This window comes from Enterobacter sp. E14S, assembly GCF_055666685.1.
Genome location: NZ_JBVODQ010000004.1, coordinates 210,924 through 228,589, shown reverse-complemented (window position 1 = coordinate 228,589; position 17,666 = coordinate 210,924). Strand labels below are relative to the sequence as shown.

At 56.3% G+C, this 17,666-nt stretch carries 14 protein-coding genes; 8 read left to right on the top strand and 6 right to left on the bottom strand.

Annotated elements, in window-relative coordinates; translation table 11 throughout:
* Window positions 1–19 precede the first annotated feature (19 nt).
* Window positions 20–868 (bottom strand): SDR family oxidoreductase, encoded by an 849-nt coding sequence (locus tag ACZ6J2_RS12105; RefSeq protein WP_471725818.1) that lies wholly within the window; start codon window positions 866–868, stop codon window positions 20–22.
* Window positions 869–952: 84 nt separating this feature from the next.
* Here ACZ6J2_RS12105 and ACZ6J2_RS12100 point away from each other — a divergent pair, with 84 nt between their 5' ends.
* Complete coding sequence (locus tag ACZ6J2_RS12100; protein ID WP_471725817.1) at window positions 953–1,339, top strand: winged helix-turn-helix transcriptional regulator; 387 nt, start codon at window positions 953–955, stop codon at window positions 1,337–1,339.
* An 86-nt stretch (window positions 1,340–1,425) separates the two neighbouring features.
* Here ACZ6J2_RS12100 and ACZ6J2_RS12095 read toward each other — a convergent pair whose 3' ends face one another.
* A complete protein-coding gene (locus ACZ6J2_RS12095) occupies window positions 1,426–3,369 on the bottom strand; it encodes a bifunctional 2',3'-cyclic-nucleotide 2'-phosphodiesterase/3'-nucleotidase (protein ID WP_471725816.1) in 1,944 nt (647 codons plus the stop codon).
* 190 nt (window positions 3,370–3,559) lie between these two features.
* Here ACZ6J2_RS12095 and cysQ point away from each other — a divergent pair, with 190 nt between their 5' ends.
* The gene (gene cysQ / locus ACZ6J2_RS12090; RefSeq protein WP_023334280.1) at window positions 3,560–4,300 is read left to right on the top strand and encodes a 3'(2'),5'-bisphosphate nucleotidase CysQ; all 741 of its coding nucleotides are present in this window, start codon (window positions 3,560–3,562) and stop codon (window positions 4,298–4,300) included.
* Here cysQ and ACZ6J2_RS12085 read toward each other — a convergent pair.
* Window positions 4,294–4,851: a YtfJ family protein gene (locus ACZ6J2_RS12085; RefSeq protein ID WP_047059492.1), complete on the bottom strand. Its 558-nt coding sequence runs from the start codon at window positions 4,849–4,851 to the stop codon at window positions 4,294–4,296. The two genes, cysQ and ACZ6J2_RS12085, sit on opposite strands and share 7 nt — an antisense overlap.
* Before the next feature lie 324 nt (window positions 4,852–5,175).
* Between ACZ6J2_RS12085 and ACZ6J2_RS12080 the strand changes: the two genes are divergently transcribed.
* The gene (locus ACZ6J2_RS12080; RefSeq protein WP_008501430.1) at window positions 5,176–5,382 is read left to right on the top strand and encodes a DUF1107 domain-containing protein; all 207 of its coding nucleotides are present in this window, start codon (window positions 5,176–5,178) and stop codon (window positions 5,380–5,382) included.
* Between the two features lie 73 nt (window positions 5,383–5,455).
* Here ACZ6J2_RS12080 and paeA read toward each other — a convergent pair whose 3' ends face one another.
* On the bottom strand, window positions 5,456–6,793 hold the full coding sequence (gene paeA, locus ACZ6J2_RS12075) for a polyamine export protein PaeA (protein ID WP_032662457.1): 1,338 nt from the start codon (window positions 6,791–6,793) through the stop codon (window positions 5,456–5,458).
* A gap of 254 nt (window positions 6,794–7,047) precedes the next feature.
* Window positions 7,048–7,689, bottom strand: a complete 642-nt coding sequence (gene msrA, locus ACZ6J2_RS12070) for a peptide-methionine (S)-S-oxide reductase MsrA (protein ID WP_029741954.1) — start codon at window positions 7,687–7,689, stop codon at window positions 7,048–7,050.
* Window positions 7,690–7,913: 224 nt separating this feature from the next.
* Between msrA and tamA the strand changes: the two genes are divergently transcribed.
* The 3 genes from tamA to ACZ6J2_RS12055 are packed head-to-tail and all read left to right on the top strand — an operon-like array spanning window position 7,914 to window position 13,767.
* Window positions 7,914–9,647 (top strand): autotransporter assembly complex protein TamA, encoded by a 1,734-nt coding sequence (gene tamA, locus ACZ6J2_RS12065; RefSeq protein ID WP_214538788.1) that lies wholly within the window; start codon window positions 7,914–7,916, stop codon window positions 9,645–9,647.
* Window positions 9,644–13,420, top strand: a complete 3,777-nt coding sequence (gene tamB, locus ACZ6J2_RS12060; protein WP_471725815.1) for an autotransporter assembly complex protein TamB — start codon at window positions 9,644–9,646, stop codon at window positions 13,418–13,420. The genes tamA and tamB overlap by 4 nt, the downstream gene beginning before the upstream one ends.
* Window positions 13,421–13,422: 2 nt before the next feature.
* Window positions 13,423–13,767 carry a gamma-glutamylcyclotransferase family protein gene (locus ACZ6J2_RS12055; RefSeq protein ID WP_014830431.1) on the top strand — a complete coding sequence of 115 codons (345 nt, stop codon included), beginning with the start codon at window positions 13,423–13,425 and terminating at the stop codon, window positions 13,765–13,767.
* Between the two features lie 466 nt (window positions 13,768–14,233).
* Here ACZ6J2_RS12055 and ppa read toward each other — a convergent pair whose 3' ends face one another.
* On the bottom strand, window positions 14,234–14,764 hold the full coding sequence (gene ppa / locus ACZ6J2_RS12050) for an inorganic diphosphatase (RefSeq protein ID WP_010427397.1): 531 nt from the start codon (window positions 14,762–14,764) through the stop codon (window positions 14,234–14,236).
* 309 nt (window positions 14,765–15,073) lie between these two features.
* Between ppa and ytfQ the strand changes: the two genes are divergently transcribed.
* Window positions 15,074–16,030 (top strand): galactofuranose ABC transporter substrate-binding protein YtfQ, encoded by a 957-nt coding sequence (gene ytfQ / locus ACZ6J2_RS12045; protein ID WP_014882271.1) that lies wholly within the window; start codon window positions 15,074–15,076, stop codon window positions 16,028–16,030.
* Window positions 16,031–16,160: 130 nt separating this feature from the next.
* Window positions 16,161–17,663 (top strand): galactofuranose ABC transporter, ATP-binding protein YtfR, encoded by a 1,503-nt coding sequence (gene ytfR / locus ACZ6J2_RS12040; protein ID WP_008501421.1) that lies wholly within the window; start codon window positions 16,161–16,163, stop codon window positions 17,661–17,663.
* Window positions 17,664–17,666 lie beyond the last annotated feature (3 nt).

Genomic DNA, 17,666 nt, shown 5'->3' with positions numbered 1-17,666 from the left:
GGAAAGAACGGTGACACCGTTAAAGAATGGCTTTAATACTCTGCGCCAGCGGCGTCGTTGCGCGCCCGATCAGTTTGCTCAGCGTATGGCTATCGTCAAAGAGTCCCCCTTTGGACGCACCCACATCGGAGTCCGCCAGCATATCTGCCAGTCCGGCAGGCAGACCGACGCTTTTCAGCGCGGCGGCAAAATCCGCTTCACTGAGATTCTGGTAGGTTACCGGCTTCCCGCTCTGTTTGCTGAGTTCAGCCGCCAGTTCGCTCAGCGTCCAGCCGTGGTCGCCCGCCAGTTCGTAGATCTTGCCCGCGTGGCCCTCTTCAGCAATCACTTTGGCTGCCGCCGCGGCATAGTCTGCACGGGTGGCAGAGGCAATTTTGCCTTCGCCTGCCGCACCAATAAACACGCCGTGTTCCAGCGCAGGCGGCGCGCTCGCCAGGTAGTTTTCGGTATACCAGCCATTGCGCAGCAGGGTATAAGGGATGCCGGACGCCGCCAGCGCTTTTTCAGTGGCAACGTGTTCAACGTGCAGACCCAGCGGCGATGTATCCGCATGCAGCAGGCTGGTGTAGGCGATAAATTTCACGCCTGCCGTTTTGGCGGCGTTAATCACGTTCTGGTGCTGGGTCGCGCGCTGGCCGACTTCGCTGGAAGAGATCAGCAGCAGCTTATCCACGCCGCTCAGCGCGGCGGTGAATGCGGCTTCATCCGTGTAGTCCGCCTGACGAACCACAATTCCCTGCTGGCTTAAGGCCTGCGCTTTCGCCGGGTTACGTACGATGGCCACAATCTGGCTGGCCGGTACGGTTTTCAGCAGTTGTTCGATAACGAGATGGCCAAGCTGGCCGGTAGCGCCGGTAATCGCGATCATGATGAATCTCCTTCGTGTTTGTCTGGTGTTGTGGCACACTAGCACCATTACTAACTTTTAGTAAGTACGTACAAAAAGGTAAGTATGAAAACAACGATACCGACGCTCAGCGAACAAATGCGCGATGGCAATCTTTTCGCGGAACAGTGCCCTTCACGCGAGGTGCTCAAACACGTGACCAGCCGCTGGGGTGTCCTGATTCTGCTGGCCCTGCGCCAGGGAACGCATCGCTTTAGCGATCTGCGTCGTAAAATGGGCGGGGTGAGTGAAAAGATGCTGTCCCAGTCACTCCAGGCGCTGGAGCAGGACGGGTTTGTCGATCGCGTGTCGTATCCGGTGGTGCCGCCGCACGTAGAGTATAGCCTGACGGCGATGGGGATTGAGGTCAGCGAGAAAGTCGCTGCGCTGGCGGACTGGATTGAGGTGAATACGCCGAAGGTGATGGCGAATCGGGACGATCGCGCGGCGTAAAAGCCGGATATGTGCGGCCTGATGCCCTCTCCCACAGGGAGAGGGAACGAACACGAAAAACGGCAACGTATGTTGCCGTTTTGTTTTTACTTACTCAAATCCACCTGATAAATCGCGAACCCGATATCATCCGTTGCGACCTGCTTCATCGGATACTGGGCTTTATCCTTGATAAACGCGGCTGCCTTATCGGACGGCGACGTTTCTATGCGGATATCCAGTTTCGTATCGCTGTGGATCGGCGCGAGACGCCAGTTGTTGTCCACCGCCGGATGAATTTCGCCCGCCTTCTTCGACTCCGCGCTGATCCACGCCGCCAGCACCGAGCGGTTCTCGTCCGGCGAGGCAAAGGCGATGTGGCTATCTCCCGTACCGGCAAACTTACCGCCGTAGGCGCGGTAGTTATTGGTCACCACCAGGAAGGTGGCATTCGGGTCGATCGCCTTGCCGTTGAAGGTCAGGTTTTTGATGCGCTCCGCCTGCGGGTTAAGCGCCTGACACTCGCCGTCATATTTCGCCGGCTGGGTGACGTCAATCTGGTAGTTCACGCCGTCGATCACGTCGAAGTTATAGGTACGGAAGCCGTCCCAGTTAATCAGCGACTGCGGCTTACTGCTGTGCGGGTCAATCTGGTTAAACTGTCCGGCAGAGCACTCCAGCCACTCTTTCACCTCCTGGCCCGTCGCTTTTACCACCACCAGCGTGTTCGGGTAGAGGTAGAGATCGGCGGCGTTACGGAAGGTCAGCTGGCCTTTTTCGACTTCAACATAGCTTGCCGGGTCGTTCTTACGCCCGCCTACCTTGAATGGCGCAGCCGCTGACAGGACCGGCAGTTTTGCCAGATCCGGATCGCCCTGCACATAGTGTTCCGCATAGGCTTTCTGCGCCATGTTGACGACCTGAACGGTCGGGTCGTCCTGCACCAGCGCCAGGAAGCTGTACATGTTGTCGGCGGATTTGCCGATCGGCTTGCTGACGAATTCGCGCGTGGCGTCGTGATCGTGCTTCAGCACGTCGACCAGTTTTTTATCTTCCGCCGCCAGAGATTTTTTAGCCGCAGCGTCGTAAATCGGGCGCGCTTCGGCTTTTGACTGCGTCACCTTCCAGCTGCCGCCGTCGTTATTCAGCACCAGATCCACCACGCCAAGATGGTCGCCCCACATGCCCGGCATCACCGACGGCACGCCGTTGAGCGTCCCTTTCTCAATGTCCGCCCCTTTGATGCTGGCGAAATCTTTGCCCGGGAAGACCGCGTGGGCGTGGCCGAACAGGATCGCGTCGACGCCCGGGACTTCACTCAAATAGTAAACGGAGTTTTCTGCCATGGCCTGATACGGATCGGCGGAGAGACCCGAGTGGGCGACAACGACCACCAGATCGGCGCCTTTTTCGCGCATTTCCGGCACGTATTTCCGCGCGGTTTCGGTGATGTCGTTAACGGTCACTTTACCGTCGAGGTTGGCTTTATCCCACGTCATGATCTGCGGCGGCACAAAGCCGATATAGCCGATTTTCAGCGTCTGTTTTTTACCGTCCTGGTCGACGACGTTGGTCTCTTTAATCAGGTAAGGGGTAAAGAGCGGCTTTTGCGTCTTAACGTCGATGATATTGGCGTTAACGTACGGGAATTTCGCACCGGCAAGGGCGTCATGCAGGTATTTTAGACCGTAGTTGAATTCGTGGTTGCCGAGGTTGCCGACGGTATAGTCCAGGGTATTCATCGCTTTATAAACAGGATGGATCTCGCCTTTTTTCAGCCCCCTGGTCGCCATGTAATCCCCGAGCGGACTGCCCTGGATGAGATCGCCATTGTCGACCAGCACGCTGTTTTTCACTTCGCCACGCGCCGCATCGATCAGGCTTGCCGTGCGTACCAGGCCGAATTTTTCCGTCGGGGTATCTTTGTAGTAATCGAAGTCCATCATGTTGCTGTGCAGATCGGTCGTTTCCAGAATACGCAGATCTACCGTCGCCGCCTGTACGCTTGCTGCAATCAGCGTCGCCAGAAGCGTTGCACTAAACTTAATCATCAGAGGAGTCCTTTTTTCGATGCAGAGCACAAAAGAGTATGTATCTATAGCTTGTTGCTTACAGAAATGTGAATCCTGACAGAAAAAAGTAACCTGAAACCGGAATTGCTTCACAGATAGCGGAATTGTTCACATTACGATATAACTAAAACAAAGAGTTAACCTCACTGCGTTAACAAAGAGGTGGAAAATGCTAGATAAAATTTGTCAGCTCGCACGGGATGCGGGAGATGCCATCATGCAGGTGTATGACGGCAGTAAACCTATGGAGGTGGTCAGCAAAGCCGACGACTCTCCGGTCACGGCGGCGGATATCGCGGCGCATAAGGTGATCCTGAAAGGATTACAGGCCTTAACGCCGGACATCCCCGTTCTGTCAGAAGAAGCGCCGCAAAGCTGGGACGAGCGCCAGCACTGGCAGCGCTACTGGCTGGTCGATCCGCTGGACGGGACAAAAGAGTTCATCAAGCGCAACGGTGAATTCACCGTCAATATCGCCCTTATTGAGAAGGGCAAAGCGGTGCTGGGCGTGGTCTACGCGCCGGTAATGAAGGTGATGTACAGCGCCGCAGAAGGGAAGGCGTGGAAGGAAGAGTGCGGCGTGCGCAAGCAGATCCAGGTGCGCGATGCGCGTCCACCGTTGGTGGTCATTAGCCGATCGCACGGCGACAGCGAGCTGCAGGAGTACCTGCAGCAGCTGGGTGAACACCAGACCACCTCGATTGGCTCATCGCTGAAATTCTGCCTGGTGGCGGAAGGCCATGCGCAGCTCTACCCTCGCTTTGGGCCAACCAACGTCTGGGATACCGCGGCAGGTCATGCCGTTGCCGCGGCCGCCGGGGCGCATGTTCACGACTGGCAGGGCAAGCCGCTGGACTATACCCCGCGCGAATCCTTCCTCAACCCCGGCTTCCGCGTCTCTATCTACTGAGCCAGCAGCTTATGCAGCAGGTCGACAACCTGCTGCACCTCTTCCTGGGTTAACGCGCCGTCTTTCGCCCATTGTACGCGGCCCTCTTTATCCAGCACGATAATCGCGGAGCTCTCTTCCTCCAGCTGCCAGGCCTTACGGGTTACGCCGTTGCTGTCGACGATAAACTGCGACCACGGGTAGAGCTTTTTATTGCTCTCAAGGCTTGAGCGCACAAACATCCCGGAGCCCGGAATGGCGTCGTCGGTGTTAACAATGGTGGTCGTCTGGTAGCGGTCGTGAGGGAACTTTGCGGCCTTGATCGCTTCCACCAGGGTAGCATTTTTCTCTTTTGCGGATGTACGACCGGCAATATGTTGTACAACTCTCACTTTGCCCGCGAGCTGCGCGCTATTCCAGGCTTTGTAGCTAAACTTATCATTGTCGAGAATCAATTCTCCCCGGTCAGCAATGCCGACTGGCGGTACACGTTGTCCTTTTTCAATGTTGTGAGCGGAAGCCCATAGGGGCAGCAGCAGGCAGGCTGCTGCAAGGATATTACGTAGGGTCATAGCGTTTCCTTATTGTTTGCAGGTGATCCGACCACTTGGTCTTGCGCTTTTAATCATAAGTGCGATCAATGGGGTTTTCCCGCAATCCCAATGCCAGTTTGCGGGCGAACGCACATATCCATGAAAAAACGACGGCTTATACTGCGCCCGGTCACGCTTTGCAAAGATTATTCTGAATAATTGTAATCAAACGGTAAATAAACTTATGCACACTGGGTAACACCGTAGTTCTGGTCTATAGTCATTGGGCATTAAAATTTGCGCTCAGGACAGTCGGGCCGATTGTGGCACCGCAAGAGCGTATGATTCGCAGGAGATACAAGAATGAAAATTTTCCAACGCTACAACCCGCTTCAGGTGGCGAAGTACGTGAAGATCCTGTTCCGTGGACGGTTGTACATCAAGGATGTTGGCGCTTTTGAGTTTGATAAGGGCAAGATCCTTGTCCCAAAAGTGAAGGACAAACAGCACCTGTCTGTGATGTCCGAAGTCAACCGTCAGGTTATGCGTCTGCAGACTGAGATGGCTTAACCAACGTGCTATGCAGTAGTTAAAAAAAAACGGCTCCCAATGGGAGCCGTTGATGTTTGTAGCGGCTGGTGCTTTACGCCGACACCTTCTCTTCCGCGTCCGGCAGCTTCGGTACCAGTACGGTCGGTTTGTTGTCGATGCGCGTCACCAGCAGCTGGTCGATGCGGTAGTTATCAATATCCACTACTTCAAACTTGTAGCCGGAGAACTTCACCGAGTCGGTACGTTTCGGGATCTTACGCAGCATAAACATCATAAAGCCGCCGATGGTCTCGTAGTTACCGGACTGCGGGAACTCGTCGATATCCAGCACGCGCATCACGTCTTCAATCGGTGTGCCGCCATCAATCAGCCATGAATTATCGTCACGCTGAACAATCTGCTCTTCCAGCCCCTGGCCAACCAGGTCGCCCATCAGCGTGGTCATCACGTCGTTCAGGGTGATAATACCCACCACCAGCGCGTATTCGTTCATGATAACCGCGAAGTCTTCCCCGGCGGTTTTGAAACTTTCCAGCGCTTCTGAGAGCGTCAGGGTGTCCGGCACAATCAGGGTGTTGCGGATCTGCACGCCGCTGTTGAGCGCCAGGCTCTGGTTTGCCAGCACGCGGTTCAGCAGGTCTTTGGAGTCGACGTAACCGATAATGTGGTCGATATCTTCATTACAGACCAGGAACTTGGAGTGCGGATGCTGCGCCACTTTGTTCTTCAGGCTCTGCTCATCTTCATGTAAATCGAACCAGATAATGTTTTCACGGCCCGTCATGGAAGACGGTACGGTACGGGATTCCAGTTCGAATACGTTCTCAATCAGCTCGTGCTCTTGCTTGCGCAGCACCCCGGCCAGCGCGCCGGCTTCAACCACCGCATAGATGTCGTCAGAGGTGATGTCGTCTTTACGCACCATAGGCAGCTTAAAGATGCGGAAAATCACGTTCGCCAGGCCGTTGAAGAACCACACCAGCGGACGAAACACGTACAGACAGAAGCGCATCGGGTTGATGATACGCAAAGCCACAGCTTCTGGCGCAATCATACCGATGCGTTTCGGGGTCAGGTCTGCAAAGAGGATGAACAGGCCGGTTACCAGCGAGAAGGAGAGGATAAAGCTGAGCTGTTCGGCCAGTTCAACGGACATGTACTTAACAAACAGACTATAAAACGCCGGGGAAAACGCCGCATCACCCACGATACCGCCGAGAATGGCGACCGCGTTGAGGCCAATCTGCACCACGGTGAAGAACATCCCGGGGTTTTCCTGCATTTTCAGGATGCGGGTGGCATTGATGTTGCCTTCATCGGCAAGCAGCTTCAGTTTGATTTTACGGGACGCGGCCAGCGAGATCTCAGATATCGAGAAAAACGCGCTGACGGCAATCAGACAAAGTATTACTAAAATACTGTTTAACATAGTTTATCCGGCTTTTCGCCAGATCCTCAGAAGGGGAGTTGATACCATTTGTGTGAAAACACATTGAAAATCAGCTCGTAGCGTTGAGCCGATTATTTCAGCGGGTAGTATAGCGTAAAGAGATGTAAATCTGCCAGAGGTCACAATTTGGCGAAGATGGCCGGCGGGGGCGACTGGTGGATGGATGTTAAGCTATGAGACAACGCTGTCGCTTCTTTGAGCGCCACGCGGCTCGCGTGGCGCTGGGTCGATAATCAGGCCAGCTGTGGCGGCAGGCAGACGCCAATGCCCCCGATACCGCAGTAGCCGTACGGGTTTTTATGCAGATACTGCTGGTGATCGTCCTCGGCATAGTAGAACGGTTTCGCGGTGGTGATTTCCGTCGTCACCTCGCGCGTATCGCCCGCTTCACGCATGGCCTGCTGGAAACGCTCAAGGCTGGCGCGCGCGGCGGCATCCTGTTCGGGCGTGAGCGGATAAATGGCCGAACGGTACTGTGTGCCGTGGTCGTTGCCCTGACGCATGCCCTGCGCCGGGTCGTGGTTCTCCCAGAAGACCTGCAGCAGCTGTTCGTAGCTGATTACCGCAGGGTCATAGACCACCCGTACCGCTTCCGCATGCCCGGTTTCGCCGGAGCAGACTTCTCGATAGGTCGGATTCGGCGTGTAGCCGCCCGTGTAGCCAGCCGCCGTGCTGTAAACGCCGGGCAGCTGCCAGAAGAGGCGCTCAACGCCCCAGAAACAGCCCATGGCGAACAGGGCGATTTCCATTCCCTCCGGCACGTTGGTCATGGAATGGTTATTGACGGCGTGTAAGGTCGCCACAGGCATAGGGGTGTTGCGTCCCGGTAATGCATCAGTTTGTGAAACCAGATGCTTTTTGTCGAATAAACTCACGATGGGGCCTCCCGGGGTGCGATGTTTCGGTTAAGGTTGTCACGAAGCGTTTAATTGAACACAATAAATGCGCTGAATGAGTCTAGATTTAATCATAAGAAATATTTGGGTGTTACACCCGTTTTCAACCCGTGATTTGGGTTTTTGGCCAACAGGCCGTATTTTGCCGCGGAGCGGCACTTCATTTGCTTCCAGGGTGGAAACAGGGATATTCAGGAGAAAACGTGACAAAAATCCGCCAGTTATGTTTAGTCAGTGTGTTGCTGACAAGCGGGATTGCCAGCGCGGCGAATGTCCGTTTGCAGGTTGAGGGGCTATCCGGGGCGCTACAAAAAAACGTGCGTGCGCAGTTGTCGACCATCCAGAGTGATGAGGTGACGCCGGACCGGCGTTTTCGCGCGCGCGTGGATGATGCGATCCGTGAAGGGCTGAAAGCGCTGGGGTATTACGAACCCACCATTGATTTTGACCTCCGTCCGCCGCCAAAGAAGGGGCGCCAGGTCCTTATTGCCCGCGTTTCGCCGGGCGAGCCGGTACTGATTGGTGGTACGAACGTCATCCTGCGCGGCGGGGCGCGTACCGACCGGGATTATCTGGACCTGCTCAGCACGCGGCCGAAAATCGGTACCGTGCTTAACCACGGTGACTACGACCATTTCAAAAAAGAGCTGACGAACGTTTCCCTGCGTAAGGGCTACTTCGACAGCCAGTTCAATAAAAGCCAGCTGGGGATTGCGCTGGATCGGCGTCAGGCCTTCTGGGATATCGACTACGACAGCGGAGAACGCTACCGTTTTGGCGATGTGACGTTTGAAGGTTCGCAAATTCGTGAAGAGTATCTGCAAAACCTCGTGCCGTTCAAAAAAGGGGATTACTACCAGTCGAGGGACCTGGCGGAACTGAACCGTCGTCTTTCCGCTACCGGCTGGTTTAACTCCGTGGTTGTCGCACCGGAATTTGATAAGTCTCGCAAAACGAAGGTGTTGCCGCTGCATGGCGTTGTCTCGCCGCGCACCGAGAACACCATTGAGACCGGTGTTGGCTACTCGACGGATGTTGGACCACGCGTGAGAACCTCGTGGAAAAAACCGTGGATGAACTCGTACGGTCACAGCCTGACCACCAGCCTGAGCCTCTCTGCGCCCGAGCAGCAGCTGGATTTCAGCTACAAAATGCCGCTGCTGAAAAACCCGCTTGAGCAATATTACCTTGTGCAGGGCGGTTTTAAGCGCACCGACTTGAACGACACCAAGCAGGACTCTACGACCCTTGCGGTCTCACGCTTCTGGGATCTCTCCAGCGGCTGGCAGCGCGCCATTAACCTGCGCTGGAGCCTGGACCACTTTACCCAGGCCAACGTCACCAATACCACCATGCTGCTTTATCCTGGCGTGATGATCAGCCGTACCCGCTCGCGCGGGGGCCTGATGCCGACCTGGGGCGACTCACAGCGCTACTCCATCGATTATTCCAACTCCGCCTGGGGCTCCGACGTGGACTTCTCGGTGATTCAGGCACAAAACGTCTGGATCCGCACGCTGTACGACAAACACCGCTTTGTGATGCGCGGCAATCTCGGCTGGATTGAAACGGGAGACTTCGAGCGCGTGCCGCCGGATCTGCGCTTCTTCGCCGGGGGCGACCGCAGCATTCGTGGGTATAAGTACAAATCGATCTCACCTGAGAACGAAAAGGGCCAGCTGACCGGTGCGTCAAAACTGGCGACCGGATCGCTGGAGTATCAGTACAACGTCAGCGGAAAGTGGTGGGGCGCCATGTTTGTTGACGGTGGTGAGGCGGTGAACGATATCCGCCGCAGCGACTTCAAAACCGGCGCGGGTGTGGGCGTACGCTGGCAGTCACCCGTCGGTCCCATCAAGCTCGACTTCGCCGTGCCTGTCGGCGACAAAGAAGAACACGGATTACAGTTTTACATCGGTCTGGGGCCTGAATTATGAGTTTATGGAAGAAAATAAGCCTCGGGGTGCTGATTTTTATCGTGCTGCTGCTCGGTACGGTGGCGTTTCTGGTGGGAACGACGACCGGGCTGCATCTGCTGTTTAACGCTGCGAACCGCTGGGTGCCGGGGCTGGAGATTGGCCAGGTAACGGGCGGCTGGCGCGATCTGCGTCTGAAGAACATCCGCTACGAGCAGCCGGGCGTGGCGGTGAACGCCGGGGAGTTCCATCTGGCGGTCAAGCTGGGCTGCCTGCGTGACAGCAAACTCTGCGTCAACGATCTGTCGCTTAAAGACGTCAACGTGGCGATAGATTCGAAAAAAATGCCAAAGTCTGCGCCGGTCGAGGAAGAGGACAGCGGCCCGCTGAATCTCTCCACGCCGTACCCGATCGCGCTCTACCGGGTCGCGCTCGATAACGTCAATATCAAAATCGACGACACTACCGTGTCCGTGATGGATTTCACCTCCGGCCTGCGCTGGCAGGAGAAAAACCTGACCCTGACGCCGACGTCCCTGCAGGGCTTGCTGATCGCGCTGCCGAAGGTGGCCGACGTGGCGCAGGAAGAGATCGTCGAGCCGAAGATCCAGAACCCGCAGCCGGAAGAAAAGCCGCTGGGTGAAACGCTGAAAGATCTCTTCTCGAAGCCTGTCCTGCCGGAAATGACCGACGTTCATCTGCCGCTGAATCTCAACATCGAGGAGTTCAAAGGCGAGCAGCTGCGCCTGACCGGCGATACCGATCTGACGGTCTACACCATGCTGCTGAAAGTCAGCAGCATTGACGGCAACATGAAGCTCGACGCGCTGGATATCGACACCAACCAGGGCTCGGTGAATGCGTCAGGGAATGCCCTGCTGCGCGATAACTGGCCGGTGGACATCACGCTTAACAGTGCCCTCAACATCGATCCGCTGAAAGGCGAAAAGGTGAAGGTCAAAGTGGGCGGGGCGCTGCGCGATAAGCTGGATGTCGGGGTCAATCTCTCCGGCCCGGTGGACATGGTCCTGCGCGCGCAAACGCAGCTGGCGGAAGCCGGGCTGCCGCTCAATCTTGAGGTCGTCAGCAAGCAGCTTTACTGGCCGTTCACCGGCGAAAAACAGTTCCAGGCCGATGACCTTAAGCTGAAGCTGAGCGGCAAGATGACCGACTACACGCTCTCGTTCCGCACCGCCGTGAAGGGGCAGGGCGTACCGCCCGCGAACATCACGCTGGATGCGAAGGGCAACGAACAGCAGGTCAACCTCGACAAGCTGACCGTCGCGGCGCTGGAAGGCAAAACCGAGCTGACCGCGCTGCTCGACTGGCAGCAGGCGATCAGCTGGCGCGGCGAGCTGAAGCTGACGGGTATTAACACCGCCAAAGAGGTGCCGGACTGGCCGTCGAAGCTGGATGGCCTGATTAAAACCCGCGGCAGCCTGTACGGCGGTACGTGGCAGATGGACGTGCCGGAAATCAAGCTCACCGGGAACGTGAAGCAGAACAAGGTTAACGTTGAAGGCTCGGTGAAAGGCAACAGCTATCTGCAGTGGGTTATCCCGGGGCTGCACGTGGCGCTGGGCCGCAACACGGCGGATATCAAAGGCGAGCTGGGGGTGAAAGATCTCAATCTGGACGCCACCATCGACGCGCCGAATCTGGATAACGCCCTGCCGGGTCTGGGCGGCACGGCGAAAGGCCTCGTGAAAGTGCGCGGTACGGTGGAGGCACCGCAGCTGCTGGCGGACATTACCGCCAATAACCTGCGCTGGCAGGAGCTGAGCGTTGCCCGCGTCCGCGTGGAAGGGGATGTGAAATCCACCGATCAGATCGGCGGTAGCCTGAACCTGCGCGTGGAGCGCATTTCTCAGCCGGACGTGAACATTAACCTGGTCACCCTGGACGCCAAAGGGAACGAGAAGCAGCACGACCTCGAGCTGCGCGTGCAGGGCGAGCCGGTCTCCGGCCAGCTTCACCTTACCGGCAGCTTCGACCGCAAAGAAGAACGCTGGAAAGGGACGCTGGATAACACGCGCTTCAATACGCCGGTCGGGCCGCTGGCGCTCTCGCGCGCCATTGCCCTCGACTACCGCAACGCCGAGCAGAAGATCAGCATTGGGCCCCACTGCTGGACCAACCCGAATGCGGAGCTGTGCGTGCCGCAGACCATCGATGCGGGTGCGGAAGGGCGCGCGCAGATCAACCTCAACCGCTTCGATCTGGCGATGCTGAAGCCGTTTATGCCGGACACGACCCAGGCCAGCGGCGTCTTCAGCGGGAAAGCCGATGTCGCCTGGGACACCACCAAAGAGGGGCTGCCGCAGGGCAGCGTCACGCTGTCCGGGCGTAACGTGAAGGTGACGCAGGAGGTCAACGACGCGCCGCTGCCGGTGGCGTTCGATACCCTGAACCTGAGTGCCGATCTGCATAACAATCGCGCACAGCTGGGGTGGACGATCCGCCTGACCAACAACGGTCAGCTGGACGGGCAGGTCCAGATTACCGATCCGCAGGGACGGCGTAATCTGGGCGGCAACGTCAACATCCGTAACTTCAACCTGGCGATGGTGAACCCGATTTTCGCGCGCGGGGAAAAAGCGGAGGGCATGCTGAATGCTAACCTGCGCCTGGCCGGTAACGTGCAAAGCCCGCAGCTGTTCGGCCAGCTGCGGCTCAGCGGCGTGGATATCGACGGTAACTTCATGCCGTTTGACATGCAGCCCAGCCAGATCGCGATGAACTTCAACGGCATGAGCTCGACGCTGAGCGGCTCGGTATTGACGCAGCAGGGGCAAATCAACCTGAGCGGCGACGCGGACTGGAGCCAGATCGATAACTGGCGCGCCCGCATCGCGGCGAAGGGGAGCCGGGTACGCATCACCGTACCGCCGATGGTGCGCCTGGACGTCTCGCCTGATGTGGTCTTTGAAGCCACGCCAAGCCTCTTCACGCTTGACGGGCGCGTCGACGTGCCGTGGGCGCGCATCGTGGTTCACGACGTGCCGGAAAGCGCGGTCGGCGTCTCAAGTGATGAAGTTATGCTCAATGAAAATCTGAAACCTATCGAACAGAAGAGCACTGGCATACCGATTAATAGTAACCTTATCGTGCACGTGGGGAATAACGTGCGGTTGAATGCGTTTGGGCTGAAGGCGAGGCTCACGGGCGACCTGAAAGTGGCGCAGGATAAACAAGGGCTTGGCCTGAACGGGCAGATCACTATTCCTGAAGGGCGTTTCCACGCCTATGGTCAGGATCTGATTGTGCGCAAAGGCGAGCTGCTGTTCTCCGGTCCACCGGATCAGCCCCTGTTGAACATCGAAGCGATTCGTAACCCGGAAGCGACGGAAGACGACGTCATTGCTGGCGTTCGCGTCACCGGTTCCGCCGACGAACCGAAGGCGGAGATCTTCTCTGACCCGGCGATGTCCCAGCAGGAAGCTCTCTCTTATCTGCTGCGTGGACAAGGTCTGAACAGCGGACAAAGCGACAGTGCGGCGATGACCTCGATGTTAGTGGGTCTGGGGGTTGCACAAAGTGGGCAGGTTGTGGGTAAAATCGGCGAGACGTTCGGCGTAAGCAATCTGGCGCTGGACACCCAGGGCGTGGGTGACTCCTCGCAGGTGGTGGTCAGCGGCTATGTACTGCCGGGTCTGCAGGTAAAATATGGTGTGGGGATCTTTGACTCACTGGCAACTCTCACGTTACGCTATCGCCTGATGCCCAAGCTATATCTGGAAGCAGTGTCCGGCGTAGACCAGGCACTTGATCTGCTCTATCAGTTTGAGTTTTAGCAATGCGAATATTTGTCTACGGCAGTTTACGAACCAAGCAAGGCAACAGTCACTGGATGACCAATGCCCTGCTGCTGGGGAATTACAATATCGAGAACTACCAGTTGTACAGCCTGGGCCACTATCCAGGCGCGGTTCCGGGCGAAGGAACAGTACAGGGTGAAGTCTATCGTATTGATAACGCGACGCTTGCCGAACTTGATGCCTTGCGCACCAGGGGCGGTGAATACGCACGCCAGTTGATCCAGACGCCGTACGGAAGTGCGTGGATGTACGTCTACCAGCGTCCGGTCGAAGGGTTAACGCGGATTGTAAGCGGTAACTGGTTAGACAGAGACCAGTACTGAAAAAAAACAACGCCACCGTGAGGTGGCGTTGTTTTTTTTATTCCTTCAACTCTCTTCTTTATCCCGGCGTCGGGTTAAAAACAGAGGAACGAACAGCATGATGTACGGGGCAATAAGCCATAAAAAACACAAGGCGCGTGAATGGCCATAGTAGTTTATGCACCGCGTATTGCTTGAAATGACGGGCAGGAAACACAGTAAAAACAGCAGAATCACATAATCGCTTCGATAAGGGATCCATAAGTAAAACAAAAACCAGGCAAGCTGGAATGTCATGATGCAGAGATACTGCCATTTACTGTCTTTACCGTAACAGTCAAACGCCTTTATGTAGCCCATCTTTATGCTTTGAAGAAAGAAACTTAGCATGTATAACGCTCACGATCGCGACGGTCAGGAGTTCATGTGTTTTTTAAAGGCATAAAAAAGCCCCGACTCGCGGGGCCTTCATTAACAGCAGTAAGAATTACTTCTTAGCAGCGCGTTCGAAAGAGGCGATGATTTCTGCTTTCGCCGCTTCTGCGTTGTCCCAGCCGTCAACTTTAACCCACTTGCCTTTTTCGAGGTCTTTGTAGTGCTCGAAGAAGTGAGTGATCTGCGCTTTCAGCAGCTCTGGCAGGTCGTTCACATCTTTGATGTGATCGTATTCTTTGCTCAGTTTGGTGTGCGGTACCGCAACCAGCTTCGCATCTTCACCGGATTCGTCGGTCATTTTCAGCACGCCAACTGGACGGCAGCGAATGACGGAGCCTGGCTCCAGTGGGTATGGCGTTGGGACCAGCACGTCAACCGGGTCACCGTCCAGAGACAGGGTGTGGTTGATGTAACCGTAGTTGCACGGATAGAACATCGCGGTAGACATGAAACGGTCTACGAACAGGGCGCCGCTCTCTTTGTCCACTTCGTATTTGATCGGATCTGCGTTAGCCGGGATTTCGATAACTACGTAGATGTCTTCTGGCAGTTCTTTACCCGCTGGGACGTTGAGTAAGCTCATGTCGGTGTCCTTTAAAATGGATGGTAAACAAGTGGCAGGTATTATAGCCAACTCGCGCTGAATGTCTCCGCCTGTTTTCGCTTTCTCTCCCCGCTTTCTCCACTTTTCAGACCCTTTCCATGACAGAAAAATCCATAAACTCAGCCGCATTTTTCATGGTGAAATGAAAGCGATTACAAACTTGTGATTAACGTTTTATTCACTTTTCTGAAGTGTGATGTAACGCAATTCGTTACATATTTCATGGGCTATAGTCATTTCGCAGAACATCTTTTAACCAACAATAAACACCCCTACGAGGACGCTCATATGTGGAAGCGCTTACTTCTTGTCACAGCAGTTTCGGCAGCCATGTCGTCTATGGCGATGGCCGCTCCCTTAACCGTAGGTTTTTCGCAGGTCGGCTCTGAATCTGGCTGGCGAGCGGCAGAAACCAACGTTGCGAAAAGCGAGGCTCAGAAACGCGGCATTACCCTGAAAATCGCCGATGGTCAGCAAAAACAAGAGAATCAGATCAAAGCCGTGCGCTCCTTTATCGCCCAGGGCGTGGATGCCATCTTTATTGCACCCGTCGTGGCGACCGGTTGGGAACCCGTCCTGAAGGAAGCGAAAGACGCTGAGATCCCGGTCTTCCTGCTCGACCGTTCCATCGACGTCAAAGACAAATCCCTCTATATGACCACCGTGACCGCCAACAACGTGCTTGAAGGGCAATTGATTGGCGACTGGCTGGTGAAACAGGTCGACGGTAAGCCGTGTAACGTCGTTGAGCTGCAGGGCACCGTCGGCGCGAGCGTGGCCATCGACCGTAAAAAAGGCTTTGCTGAGGCCATCGCTAAAGCGCCAAACATCAAGATTATCCGCTCTCAGTCCGGCGACTTTACGCGCAGTAAAGGTAAAGAGGTCATGGAGAGCTTCATCAAGGCTGAAAACAACGGCAAGAACATCTGCATGGTTTACGCCCACAACGATGACATGGTGATCGGTGCGATTCAGGCGATTAAAGAAGCGGGCCTGAAGCCGGGCAAAGATATCCTCACCGGCTCTATCGACGGCGTGCCGGACATCTACAAAGCAATGATCGACGGCGAAGCCAACGCCAGCGTGGAGCTGACGCCAAACATGGCGGGTCCGGCATTCGACGCGCTGGAGAAATTCAAGAAAGACGGCACGATGCCTGAGAAGGTGACGGTCACCAAGTCCACGCTATACCTGCCTGACACGGCGAAAGAAGAGTTAGAGAAGAAGAAAAATATGGGCTACTGATGCCTTCGCCCCTCACCCCAGCCCTCTCCCGGAGGGGAGAGGGAAAAGGGCAGTTTGGGCAGAAATTTATAGACTGGCACGAATAGTCCCCTCTCCCCTCCGGGGAGAGGGTCAGGGTGAGGGGGAAACCATGACCACTGAACAACACCAGGAAATCCTCCGCACAGAGGGCTTAAGCAAATTCTTCCCCGGCGTAAAGGCGCTGGATAACGTTGATTTCAGCCTGCGGCGCGGTGAGATTATGGCGCTGCTGGGCGAGAACGGCGCGGGAAAATCGACGCTGATTAAATCCCTCACCGGCGTTTATCATGCCGATCGCGGCACCATCTGGCTGGAAGGCAACGCCATTTCGCCGAAAAATACCGCCCATGCCCAACAGCTGGGGATCGGGACGGTGTACCAGGAAGTGAACCTGCTGCCGAATATGTCGGTGGCGGATAACCTGTTTATTGGACGTGAGCCGCGACGTTTTGGCCTGCTGCGCCGAAAAGAGATGGAGGCGCGGGCGACAAAGCTGATGGAATCGTACGGCTTCTCCCTCGACGTCCGCGAGCCGCTGAACCGCTTTTCCGTGGCGATGCAGCAGATTGTCGCCATTTGTCGCGCGATAGACCTCTCGGCAAAGGTGCTGATCCTCGACGAACCCACCGCCAGTCTAGACACCCAGGAAGTAGAGATGCTCTTTACCCTGATGCGCCAGCTGCGCGATCAGGGCGTCAGCCTGATCTTCGTTACCCACTTCCTCGATCAGGTGTATGAGGTAAGCGATCGCATCACGGTGCTGCGCAACGGCAGCTTTGTCGGCTGCCGCGAAACCCGCGAGCTGCCGCAGATCGAGCTGGTGAAAATGATGCTGGGCCGCGAGCTGGAAACCAACGCCCTTCAGCGCGCCGGGCGCACGCTGCTGAGCGAAAAACCGGTCGCCGCGTTCAGCGATTACGGCAAGAAAGGCGTGATATCGCCGTTTAATCTGGAAGTCCGCCCGGGCGAAATTGTCGGGCTGGCGGGCCTGTTAGGATCCGGACGAACCGAAACCGCCGAGGTGATCTTCGGGATCAAGCCGGCGGACAGCGGCAGCGCGCTGATCAAGGGCAAACCGCAAACCTTACGATCGCCGCATCAGGCCTCCTGCCTCGGAGTGGGCTTCTGCCCGGAAGATCGGAAAACGGACGGCATTATTGCCGCGGCCTCGGTGCGGGAAAATATCATTCTGGCGCTGCAGGCCCAGCGCGGCTGGCTGCGCCCGATCCCCCGTAAAGAGCAAAACGCCATTGCCGAGCGCTTTATTCGCCAGCTCGGCATCCGCACGCCGAGCGCGGAACAGCCCATCGAGTTCCTCTCCGGCGGTAACCAGCAGAAGGTGCTGCTCTCTCGCTGGCTGCTGACCAAACCCCAGTTCCTGATCCTCGACGAACCAACCCGCGGCATTGACGTGGGTGCGCACGCCGAAATTATCCGGCTTATCGAAACCCTGTGCGCGGACGGTCTGGCGCTGCTGGTTATTTCGTCCGAGCTGGAGGAGCTGGTGGGATATGCCGATCGCGTCATCATCATGCGCGATCGCAAACAGGTGGCAGAGATCCCGCTGGATAAGCTGTCCGTTCCGGCGATCATGAATGCCATCGCGGCATAAGGA